At 49.6% G+C, this 12,169-nt stretch carries 7 protein-coding genes and 1 pseudogene; all 8 read left to right on the top strand.

All coding sequences use genetic code 11. The annotated features are described in order from the left end of the window. A pseudogene (locus EZ315_RS16475) lies at positions 1–1,653 on the top strand (hypothetical protein); the annotation flags it as partial. Beyond that, on the top strand, positions 1,586–6,730 hold the full coding sequence (locus EZ315_RS15855) for a leucine-rich repeat domain-containing protein (protein WP_135472938.1): 5,145 nt from the start codon (positions 1,586–1,588) through the stop codon (positions 6,728–6,730). The pseudogene EZ315_RS16475 and the gene EZ315_RS15855, both read left to right, overlap by 68 nt. Beyond that, positions 6,727–8,028: a hypothetical protein gene (locus EZ315_RS15860; RefSeq protein ID WP_135472939.1), complete on the top strand. Its 1,302-nt coding sequence runs from the start codon at positions 6,727–6,729 to the stop codon at positions 8,026–8,028. The genes EZ315_RS15855 and EZ315_RS15860 overlap by 4 nt, the downstream gene beginning before the upstream one ends. A 745-nt stretch (positions 8,029–8,773) precedes the next feature. Next, positions 8,774–10,207 (top strand): RNA-dependent RNA polymerase family protein, encoded by a 1,434-nt coding sequence (locus EZ315_RS15865; protein ID WP_135472329.1) that lies wholly within the window; start codon positions 8,774–8,776, stop codon positions 10,205–10,207. Positions 10,208–10,278: 71 nt separating this feature from the next. Continuing rightward, a complete protein-coding gene (locus EZ315_RS15870) occupies positions 10,279–10,785 on the top strand; it encodes a hypothetical protein (RefSeq protein WP_135472330.1) in 507 nt (168 codons plus the stop codon). Continuing rightward, entirely contained in the window at positions 10,782–11,246 is a 465-nt protein-coding gene (locus EZ315_RS15875) for a hypothetical protein (protein WP_124076641.1), read from the top strand. Before EZ315_RS15870 ends, EZ315_RS15875 begins: the two co-directional genes overlap by 4 nt. Before the next feature lie 171 nt (positions 11,247–11,417). After that, positions 11,418–11,681, top strand: coding sequence for a hypothetical protein (locus EZ315_RS15880; protein ID WP_135472331.1), 264 nt, complete (start codon positions 11,418–11,420; stop codon positions 11,679–11,681). Positions 11,682–11,692: 11 nt separating this feature from the next. Beyond that, positions 11,693–12,169, top strand: coding sequence for a phage holin family protein (locus tag EZ315_RS15885; RefSeq protein ID WP_135472332.1), 477 nt, complete (start codon positions 11,693–11,695; stop codon positions 12,167–12,169).

Raw genomic sequence — 12,169 nt, forward strand, 5'->3', positions numbered from 1 at the left:
AAAGCAGGATTGATGACTGCCGCCGACAAAGTAAAGTTACAGAGCGCATACGACACCGCCCAGGCAGCCAAAGATACGGCCAATACCGCCAAATCTAAGGCCGAGTCCGCTCAGTCAAGCGTTACGGCACTATCCGATAAGATTGGTGCCCCTAATGGTATTGCTCCACTTGATGCCAATGCAAAGGTGCCTGCCGCCAACCTTCCCGGCTTCGTAGATGATGTCGTAGAGTTTAACGCTATGGTAAGTGGCGTTACTTCGCAAATGGCATCTTCAATCCATAAATCGACCGACGCAGGTTGCATGGTAGTGTATGACACCGACAACGACGTATTCCTTCTCGCAGTGTCGAAAGTTGCTGTTTCAGATAATACTCAATGGGGAATTATCAAACGCCCCATCAAGAATCTGAATGCCGCCACTCCCGCTGTTGAAGGTGGAACCCTCCAACAGCAAATCAATGTGTCGGATTACTGGCAGATTCAAAACGGTGGCGCAAGCCTCATTCTCACGCAGTTCACATACTACAACAACTGGCTCGACGCTGATGCCTATGGAACAGGCACAGCCGCAGGTCGTGTGCCCGAAGGAGGCAAGATTTACACCTGCACCTCGGACAACAAGACCTTCCGTTGGAGCGGTTCTGAACTCGTAACCATTGGCTCTGACCTTGCACTTGGACACACTGCAAGCACCGCTTTTCCCGGTGATGAGGGCGCACAGCTTCAAGAAGATTTAAAGGACACCCGTGATGAAGTTCAAAATGAGTCCATGCGTGTCAATAATATCGGTATATTACCCTTTGACGGATTCTATGAGGACAACCCTGACCAAAGCACCGGCGTTTGGTATCGCCGTTATCCTGCCAATGAGGGAGGCACCTGCTGTATGTGGTCAAACAAATTTCCAGAAGGGTATCATCCTACCGACTACAACACCACTTTCCACGGGTTCCAAAAAATCCGTGAAGATAGAATTTTCCGTCTTGCAAACGACCTCTACCGCTTTGATGGAGAGAATCTCGTTAAGGTCGGGGGCGCATCCGTCGGCAATGTCTATAACCTTACTGCCGAACTGCCGACACCTGACCCGGAAAAAATCTTCTACACCCTCAACGATTCAACCGATAAATACTATGCCCCTGCCGCTGTATTAGCCCAGGGCAAAGCAAAAATCGGTATGGATATAACTTTCGCCATAGCCAAAGGCTCATGGAAAAGCTACAAATATATCGGTCTTACACTTGATGCCAACGATGTTCTTGACAAAGATAATTGGCTCGATCTTGCCGGAATGTCGGCAGGCTCGGAGCCGTTTGTCAACATCAATGCGGTATGTGAGGATAAGGATTACACCCTCTCACTTGCGATTCAGGCTCTGCTCGACCTCAAAGAGACCACAGGCATAGACTATCGTAAGGAGGGTATGGTCATAACCTATCGCCGGAGTTCCAACCCCTTTGTTTGGGAGACCAAGCAATATCAAGGTGCGTTGACCGACCTTACCGCAACCAATGAGGCCCAATGGGTTGACTTCGGCAATGGCGGAGGCGGTAAGGTGGAAACCTCAGACACGCCGGAGAAAGATGGCAAAGACGCACTATCCACCGGCGGGGCCTACGAGATTCAACAAAAACCAGTTCGCCGGTCTTGAAATGGTTCCCGACCCGACGGATTATATAATCCAGGGTGTGAGCAAAGCTGGCAACCCCATAGGCGACAGCATCAAGATTCCGAAGAGCAACGGGGCCGGAACAGCAAGCGGCAGCACACTTACAATCTACTGCGATCAGGCGGTATGGGGTGCTTTCGGCAGTGAGGTTTCACTTATGGTTGCTATCAAGAGCGTAAGTTACGATGGCGAGGATGAGGTTCTCGGAACAATCCGAACCATCAGTATCATTGACCCCGTGACCAACATTGAACTCTGGAGCGAGGTTAAGAACGAGCGTTCATCAACGAGTGCCGCCGACTTGAAATTCAAGTTTGATTTCACCGACTTCATCACATCAGCATCGAGCCGAGATTTCATCATTCAGGCTACCGATGCCGATGGCAACCGCCGAACCAAGACCATCACCGTTACCGCTGTCGATGTTACCTGCACCTGCATACAGACCCTCAACTATTCAACATCAACCGCACTGGAAGTAGGCGTTAACCGAGACAAGAGTCTGCCGATGTATAAGTTTGAGAACAACGTGTCAACGCGCCTCGGTATTCTCGTTACTACCGAGATGTTCTACAACGGTGAGTGGCGTACACTCGGCACGGCCACTGTTGTTGATTCGTACTCCCACAACATATCCATCAATCCGTGCAATGTATTCGGAGGTGGAGAGCGTCTGGAACACGGTGCATATCCAATCCGTATTCAAGGCAAAGACCTTGCGTCCGGCGTTGTCGGCAATATGGTGTATACCGCCGTGATGTGTGTTGATTCCACCAACGCCACGCCTATTGTCGTAATGCGTTACGATGATCGCACTGAGGGCAAAGTGCGCCTGTACGATTCAATATCTGTCGATGTGGCGGCATATACTCCCGGCAAGACCAATACTCCGGTAGAGGTGATGATTGACGGGCATATTGCGACCACCGTCAATTGTCCCATCGGTCAGCCTTACAATGTGAGCAAGCAGATACAAGGATATGCCACCGACGGCTCAAAGAGCTTTGATGTGTACGCCCGGAGCGGAGCAAGCAAAAGTGAAACTATCACGCTTACCGTTGAGGGGTCTGCTATCGACGCATCTTTGAAAGAGGGTGCGCTGTTCTCGTTTGATTTCTCCACCAGAAGCAACACCGAGACCGACCACAGAATCATTGACAACGGCTATGAGATGACTCTGAACGGCTGTAACTATAACTCCAATGGTTTTGTCAATGTTCTTGGCGAAACGGTATGCCGTATTGCAGAGAATGTAACCGCTGAGATTCCTTATGCACCGTTCTCATCTGCCGCTTTGGAGACTGCCGGAGCCGCAATCCAGTTAGCGTTCTCTACAAAGAGTATCAAGGATAAGAACGCTATGCTCTGTGAGTGCTATGACCCGACAGCCGGTGTGGGTTTCTATATTCGCGGCAATGAGATTGTCCTCAGTGTCCTTAACGGAACACCCAAGCAGCAGCGCGTCGGATTCAAATGTGGTGAGAAGATCACTGTTGCCGTTGTTGTGGAACCCGGCACAAAGTATGTTACCTACAAGGGTATCAACTATTCCTTTGTCAAACTGTATGTCAATGGTGAGGAATGTGCCGCCATCGGTTATCAGCCCGGTACAAGCGCACTCCGCCAAAGCAAGAACATCACGTTCAACTCTGCCAATGGCGATTTCAACCTCAACTACATCATGCCTTATTCAAGTTACATGGAATGGTTGCAGGCGTTCCGTAACTACCTCTGCAAACTGAGTAATGTTACCGCCATGATTGCCGAGTATGACAAAGAGAATGTGCTTGATACCACCGGCAAACCCTCTATGTCGCTCATGGCGGCAAAAGGTATGCCTTACTATGTCATTGTTGCAGATCAGACCACGTTCAACAACTTTGACTATGCCCTCAACGGCGGAACTTCCACCTCTGACCAATTCGCCTGCACGCTTTACTACTACAATCCACAGCACCCGGAATGTAACTTTAAGGCGATAAATGTTCTTTGGCGTCGGCAGGGTACCACCTCGGCACAACGCCCGGAGAAGAATGACCGATTCAACTTCAATAAGAAGAACAAGACCACGGGACTCAAGGCGACTGTAACTCTGCTGAATCCCGATGACAGCACCGAACTCGGCCGTAAGGCGATACTTGCCGCCAAGCATAACAAAGTATTCGTTCACGAGACCGGGCATTTTGTCGATGTTATCACAGTAAAGAAAGACTACTCTGACAGCTCGATGGCGAATGACTGTGGCGTTTGCGACCTCATGAACGCCACGTTCCGCTCCCTCGGCTCATCTTACCTCACGCCGGCGCAACGCGCCTTTGACGGTACCCAAGACCTCGGAGACGGTGATATACTCACGGGTATTCAGATGGATCACTCCACAAAGAATCACCCCATCGCTTATTTCCGTGCAACGACAGACACCTTGCAGGATGCTTGGTTTCAGGCTCGTGGTAATTGGAAAGAGGATAAGGGCGAGCAGGTGGCTCTTGGATTCAAGGACACACCCGGCTACAACCTCGGATGTCTTAACTACGGTGATTTTGTGGAGTATTTCGGTACACCCGATGAGACTCTTGCCCAGACAGAGGCGCGATTCAAGGCAGACCCCGAAACCAATACTGAAAAGGCACACGGAAACGTGTATCTCATATCTCAGTATTGCGGTCGAGATTATGCAATATATCGCTACAAGAACGGAGCATGGACTCGTTCAACCGGCTCAATGAAGCAAGTAAACGGGAAATGGGTCGTTACTGGAGATGTTCTTAACCCCGTGACGGGTTATGAACTGTTGCAGTATGCCGGAATGGACTGGTGGCAGGGTGTAAACACTGTCGAGGATATGATGAAACCGACTACGCAGAAATCCTCATGGGTGAACAAACTCGGACTCGCTGCCACTGAATACCCGGCTTGGACATACTACTTTGAGTGTATGGTCGATGATGATCAGCTTCAGGAAGACCTGGCACTCGGCAAAAAGGTTCCTTACGACCTGTTCAATATGCTCAGGTTCTTTGATTCATGCGACTATTCTAAAGTAACGGGATGGGAGAAGATATGGAAGGAGAACGCCTATCGCTATATGTCGCTGGAGTCGGCTATGGCATACACCGCGTTCACCGACTATCTCGCCGCCGTCGATCAGCGTGCAAAGAATATGCAGCCTATGTTCTTCCTTGAAGATGGGTGTTCTGTTGAGAATGGCGTTTACTCCGGCTACCGCAACATGGAGCCAACCCGAATGTATCTCAATAAAGTGTATGACTGCGATACTTGCAACGGAGCAGACAACGACGGTGGACGCGATATTGATGCGGAGGTTGACCCCAACAAGATGACTGATGAGGCTACCGGATACACTAACCCCTACATGGGTTATGGCTCCGTGCTGTTCAACAATATCGACCGTCAGCAAGAGTGCTGGAATAGCAACGATCTCGGAGTAACGACAATCTCCTTAAAGAGCGTTGTGAACCGAATGCGCAATCAGACAGCCGAGATTGGCGGAAAGACAATGGCTCCATTCTCACCGGATGGCGCAATGTATTTCTTTGTAGAGAGCCGTCTGATGTTCTGGCCCAAGACCATAGCGACCTATGATTGCGAATCAAAGTATATTGACAAGACACACTTTGCCAATATGCCATACTTCTATGCCCTGCATGGTCTCGGCTTGACATCGCTACCCCGATTCATCGAGCAGCGTTGGGCAATCCGCGACGGTTACTATCAGACCGGCGATTTCTTCACCAATCCCCTCAGCGGTCGTGTGTCGGCAATTTCCTCTAAATCCAAAATCTATATCACGGCAGCCGCTACGGGCTACTTCGGTATAGGTAATGATGCGAGCGGTCAGTTGTCTGAAACCGTCTATCTCGAGGCGGGTCAGAGCCATGCTTTTACTGATTTTGCACACGATTCGGGTGCGCTGCTCTACATCTACAATCCCGGGCGAATGAGTCGCATTGACCTGTCAGAGATGTCGCTTGCGTTCCACTTTGACGATTTGAGCAAGCTGGAACTTGCCGAAGAGATTATCCTTGGCGGTAACAAACACTCGGCAAATACCTCGCTTAACGGCTTTAACCCCCTCGGTTCAATAGTTCTTGGCGATTTGCCGTTCTTGCGTGTGCTTGATGTCAGCCTCACAACGGCTACGAGTATCGACGCAAGCGGATGCCCTCGTGTTGAAAGCATCATCGCCAACAATACGGAGCTGACAACGTGTAACCTTGCACAGACTTCCCCGATTGAGACGCTGACACTCCCGGCTACAATGACATCGCTTGAACTCGTCAACCTGCCTAACCTCTCTTTCCCCGGCGGTCTTACCATTGAAAGTGTCGGCAGTATCACGCGCCTTTGGGTTGAGGGTAGCAAGTATATCGACACCGAGACACTTCTGCTTGATGTGGCCCGCGCCGGTGCCATCCGAGAGGTACGAATACCCGATGTGAACGTAACGGCATCCGTTACCGTTCTGCGACTGCTCCGCAATTCCGGTGCCATAGGTCTTGATGCCTCCGGCGCCGCCTATGAGGAAAGCAATCAGTGTTCAGGTGTGATCGGCCGATGGATTCTTACAGAACTCATCAAGGAAGAGGATAGCGACGGTCTCGCCGGACTCAATAGCCTCAACCGCTACTTCCCCGAATTGGAGGTTATCAACTCACAGTATTCTCATATCTGCTTTTCAGATTTTGAGAACGACACCGAGAATATAACCAACATGGATGACAGCACGGGCTACAAGTTCGGCAATGCTTACACCGTTCCCGGCCACTGGGCGAAAATCGAAGAACTGAGCCACGCCTACAAAGCCACGTTCAACTCCCGTGATGGCAAAATGCACCTCCGCCAAATCAGCGATGCCGATTATGGCAAGATGAAAGACGGCACGGATTATGACCCGGCCGACCTTGCAGGTGAGGGTTTCGACATCATGAAAGACATTTACCCCATTGGCGTAAGGGTGTCAACGACTTCAAGACTCAGGAGAAGCACACCTTCATCAGCTCATGTCCGAATGAACCCATCTCAACCGCAACAAGGGTGAACCGCAAGCATCTTGCCGATATTATGGTAAAATCTCTTGCCGCAATCTTCACCGACAATGTTGTTGCCGGCGGAGATTATGAGATTACCGACAACCCCAACATGAATGTCTACGAACTTGATGTTGCGGGTATGAAACAAGTCCGCTGGCCCGGAGTCAACAACGCCATGATTGGTGCCGTGTTTGTCGGAGAAGATGGAAAGGTTATCAAGAAGTTCAACATGAGCGTCGGTGCCGCACTGTTCGACTTTGTGAACGGCGAGTATGTCTATACGGATGTTCCTAACGGAGCGGTCAAAATCGTGTTTACATCACCTGTCGGATTTGACAATCTGGAGGCGATAGCCGTTGACAGCTCGGCAGTCGAGGCGATAGAACCCGATTGGGTGTATATCGGTGGCTCCCTTGACAACCCTGCCATCCGTGAACTCGTAGGCGTGTATGGTATGACACTTGACTCTCTTATGCGCGCCCGCTCAATCAGCGGTGCCGTTACCAAGCGAGGCGAGAACAACAATACCATCAATCCCGATTGGCAGTATGATAACGATGGTAATCTTACCAACGCCACGGTACCCTCATCAACTATGACGGGTTCCGCCGCCAACCTCATCAATCTGTGTCGTATGCGCGGCCCCGGTTTTTACAGCATCGACTACGAGATGAGAATTGACATTGATAACCTTGTTCTCGGCATCATAGGTGATCGCGATGTTCAGGCAGTGTGCGGTTATGGTTGCGGTTCCGGATATTCCACCGGTGCCAACGGCATGAACGCCTACGGCAACGTGACCAGACGCTGGAATGGCGGTAACACAGGCAATATCATCTTCGGCATTCAGAACTATGTCGGCTGTAACTCCGAGTGGCAGGACAATGTAGCGGTCAATGTGCCGAGCTTTGTAGAAATGCGCCGCCAGCGATATGCAGAGGTTGCAGCGTTCCCGATTGACGCCAAGTGGCATATCTATAATCCGCTCACTAAGACGGAGCGTGTCGTGCAGGGTATCACGGATACCAACGGAATGTGTGTCGCCCGTGTCAAACATGGCCGCTATTGCGACATGATAGCCTCTCGCTGTACCACTGACACAAGCAAATACAACGAGAACTATTCCGACGGCCATTGGTACACAGCCGGGCGAAGCCGTGTCCCTCTGCGGTCGGGCTACAGCGCGTATGCGCATGGCGGTCTCGCGGACTCGGCTGCGAATAACGCCGGGACGTACTCGGGCGTGAGCTGCGGCGTGCGGCTGGCCTTCAGAGGCGAGTGCGTGTTCGACGACGAGGCAGCGTAAAACGCAGAGCGCGTTTTGCGAAAAAACGACAGAGGGAGAGCCGACCAACGGGAGGCTGCTCCTCTCTCTTTATCCCGCCTCTGGCGGGTCGATAAATTTTGATTTTTCTAATTGACCGATTTTTAGTAATTTTGTACCCAAAAGGTAGATAACCTCAATGCCGTGTCCCTCTGCGGTCGAGCGACAACGCGAATGCGGGTGGCGGTCTCGCGTACTCGGTTGCGAATTACGCCGGGACGGTCTCGGTCACGAGCTGCGGCGTGCGGCTGGCCTTCAGAGGCGAGTGCGTGTTCGACGACGAGGCAGCGTAAAACGCAGAGCGCGTTTTGCGAAAAAACGACAGAGGGAGAGCCGACCAACGGGAGGCTGCTCCCTCTCTCTTTATCCCGCCTCTGGCGGGTCGATAAATTTTGATTTTTCTAATTGACCGATTTTTAGTAATTTTGTACCCAAAAGGTAGATAACCTCAATGCCGTGTCCCTCTGCGGTCGAGCAACAACGCGAATGCGAATGGCGGTCTCGCGTACTCGAATGCGAATAACGCCGGGACGAACTCGAACACGAACTACGGCGTGCGGCTGACATTAAGGACTATAATCATGGGCGGGTTAACCGCTCTTATTATATAAATCGCCACACTGCAACGTCCACGTGCTGGGCAATGAAAGAGACGAGAGGTTAGAGCCTCGGCAACCCTCGCGCAAGCAGAAAGCCGGAACATAACGAAGAGCCCTGAAGGCGCGTCATGGAGATTCAGTATCCAATTGATAATCTTATCCCAGAGATTGTCAGCGACTCCAATATGTATAGTGGCTATGATTATGTAATCAGCCATTTGGAGAGCAAAGAGCAACGGGCCAAATATGCTCCCGACAAGGAGCCAAAGACGGAGTATGATTTTAATACTCCCGAAGAATACGCCGCATATCTGGAACAACAGATTTATGCGGCGAAAGTGCGTGATGCTATAATCGGCACTCTGAAAAGGCAGATTGCCGATGGCTCTTTTAGGATCACGCTGAAAGATGTAAAGACACTACGGGTTAAGGATGGACCTAAAGAGCGGGAGTGCCAGGCACCTAAAGTCCCAAAGCGTGTCGGATGCCATTGTATAATGGTGGTGGTTGAGAAATACACTTATCCCTCACTGATTCACAATACGGGAGCCTCTATCAAAGGAAGGGGTATGCACTGGATGCACCATATTATTGAGGATGATATTAAGGCGGTGCCGGGACTGTTTACCCACTATTATAAAAATGACATTTCCCATTATTACGACAGTATAAGCCAGGAGCGGATGAAATGCGTAATCCGGCAATACATCAGTGACTCCGTTCTGCTTCCGATTCTTGATAGTTTCATAACGCTGCTCCCCGAAGGACTTTCAAAAGGATTGCGTTCATCGCAGACTTTCGGAAATCTCTTTATTTCGCCGGTCCACCATAAGATGCTCTCTATGGCAGAACGATATTTCATATCAAATGAGGATGGGAGTGTCGAGGTCAGATATCTCTACTACAACTATTGCGATGATACTGCAATCGGGGGCAATGACAAGAAACGGCTCTGGCAGTTGCGGGATGTCTATGTTGAGGAGATGGCAAAACTCGGTTTGACTGTCAAACCTAACGAGGCGGTTAGACCGCTTACGGATGGTCTTGATATGGTTGGTTATGTTCATTATCCGACTCACACCCTGCTCCGTAAGAGAACGAAACAAAATGCGGCCCGGAAGCTGGCTAAGGTTAAATCTCGAAAGCGCCGACAAAAAATCATAGGCTCTTTCAAGGGTATGGCTTGCCATGCTGACTGCAAGCATTTATATTTCAAATTAACACATCATCAAATGCAAAAATTTTCAGAGATGGGAATTTCCTATACTCCCGCAAACGGAAAGGAAATGCTCCCCGGCAATGTCGTAAGACTCGCCGCCCTCCAGAATAAGACCATCGAGGTTCACAAGTTCGTATCCGGGCAGGAAACCGGCTACGGCAAAGACCGATATATCGTATCGTGCCGCGACCCGCAGACGGGAACTTGGATGAAATTCTTCACCTCCTCCGAAGAGATGAAACAGATACTCGAAAAAGTTCGCGACGTTGACGGATTTCCATTTGAGACCATCATCCAAAGCGAGGTATTTGACGGAAACAAAGTAAAATACAAGTTTACCTAAGAATCAGCTTTTCGGTCATTTGGCTCAACCTGCCGTTTTTCGTTGTATATTAGCGCAAAAATCATTTTGCAATGAAAAAGATATACGGCGCCAAAGAGCGGCAAGATGGCTTATACTCTATCGGCCGCAACAAATGGGAGGTGTTCTTCGGGTTCTGGAAAGACAATGAAGAAGATGAAAACGGCTTCAACCTCCGCAAAAAATACACCAAGAAGCCGACAAATGAGGAGATTATCAGCGACATCTTCGATGCTCTGAACAAGATGTGCGATGATAAAATCCTCTCCGGCCATACATTCAAAGGTATGCCCGTGTGGTTGTCTAAGGAGAATCAGAGCAACTACGAGACAGCCCGGAACATTGCCCGTGATACCAACGGGGAATCTCTGCCGGAAACATTCAAGTTTGGCGGCGATTTCGACTTGTACCTCTACGACTTCAAGACATTTGAAGATATTGATGATTTCTATATGGGCTGTTACCGATTCATCAAGCAGTGTCTTGCCGAGTGTTGGGCGTACAAAGCCGAGGCGTTGGCATTATTCCCGGTTGCGAACATAAGCCTGCCGGAGTTATGATAGCCAGTGTCGTTATTTCGGCTGTCTTATTTGCGGCATTGATTATCGGCTATGCGTTGAGGCATAAGCATCCCGAATCATTGAGCGCGATTTATTACGGAATGGCAAACGGGTGGATGTTCCCACTTACTCTCGGAGTTTGTGCCGGGCTCATTATCGCGCCGATGTTTGAGATTACGCCGGAGAGGTTTCAGTTCCTTGTGTTCCTGCTTATGGCAGGTGCCATGTTTGTTGCCGCAAGTCCTAAGTATCGTGATGGTCTTGATGGCCCGGTACATTATACCTCTGCCATAATTATGTGTGCTGCTCTATTGGCATGGGTGATAGCAATGGGATATTTTCCATATTTCGGGATTACCGGAGGGATTGTAGGACTATTCAAGCGGAGGTATCTCGTATATGCCTTTGAGGTCGGGATGCTGGTCAATTTATTCTATGTCTTGATTTTTGAATTAGTGTAATATATTAGTGAGTATGTGCATGAGATGGTGCGAATCGAAAGGTTCGTGCCATCTCGCTTTTTTTGCAAGTCGCTTAAATAGGGCGATTTAAGGTGTTTTGCTTATGTCGGTTTTTCGGCAATTCGTTGAATGAGTGGCTTATTCACTTACTTTTGGGCAAAAATAAGACTTATGAAGATAGCCAACGATAAAATCAAACATTTCTCGGCTTGCGCCGTAGTATCATTCACAGCATCAGCCATAGAGTTTAATGCGGAATATCACAACGCATGGATCGCCGGTTTTATCGCTGGCATGGCTATCGGTGTCGGCAAGGAGTATGGTGATAAATGTGCCATAGGAAACAAATGGGATTGGTCAGACATAGGTGCCGATGCTCTCGGTTCGGTTGTCGGTGCGACACTTGGCTCCCTTTTCACATTACTGAAACATTAAATCTTTAAGACATGAACCATATCTCTGAATTTCTCCGCTGGGTGTTCACGGCTATTGGAGCCATAGTAGCAATACTTGAACCAACATTGCCATATCTCATCATTTGCACCCTTATGATATTCGCCGACTGTTTCACCGCCTGGCAACTATCCAAACGAGCCAGAAAAGCTCATCCCGAAAGAGTGAGCGACGACGGCAAAAAATTCAAATCTCAACATTTCGGCAAGGTCATAATGACGGTGTTGAAAGCATGGGCTCTTATCATCATGGCGTTTCTCATGCAGAAGCACATCACCGATGGTTTGCCTATCGACCTTACCAAAGTGGCAGCCGGAGCGATATGCTTTTGGCAGTTGTGGTCCATCCTTGAGAACGAGTCCAGTTGTAACGGCGCAAAGTGGGCGAAACTTCTTCAGCGCATCGTTGTCGATAAGACCGAGCGGCACTTTGACATAGACCTGTCCGAAATCAAATCTAAAACTGAATAA

This window comes from Duncaniella freteri (genome assembly GCF_004766125.1).
Classification (GTDB): domain Bacteria; phylum Bacteroidota; class Bacteroidia; order Bacteroidales; family Muribaculaceae; genus Duncaniella; species Duncaniella freteri.

Coding starts and splice junctions, on each gene's coding strand:
- EZ315_RS15855 (WP_135472938.1), top strand. CDS start 1,586: ATGGCAAAGACGCACTATCCACCGGCGGGGCCTACGAGATTCAACAAA.
- EZ315_RS15865 (WP_135472329.1), top strand. CDS start 8,774: ATGGAGATTCAGTATCCAATTGATAATCTTATCCCAGAGATTGTCAGC.
- EZ315_RS15870 (WP_135472330.1), top strand. CDS start 10,279: ATGAAAAAGATATACGGCGCCAAAGAGCGGCAAGATGGCTTATACTCT.
- EZ315_RS15875 (WP_124076641.1), top strand. CDS start 10,782: ATGATAGCCAGTGTCGTTATTTCGGCTGTCTTATTTGCGGCATTGATT.
- EZ315_RS15880 (WP_135472331.1), top strand. CDS start 11,418: ATGAAGATAGCCAACGATAAAATCAAACATTTCTCGGCTTGCGCCGTA.
- EZ315_RS15885 (WP_135472332.1), top strand. CDS start 11,693: ATGAACCATATCTCTGAATTTCTCCGCTGGGTGTTCACGGCTATTGGA.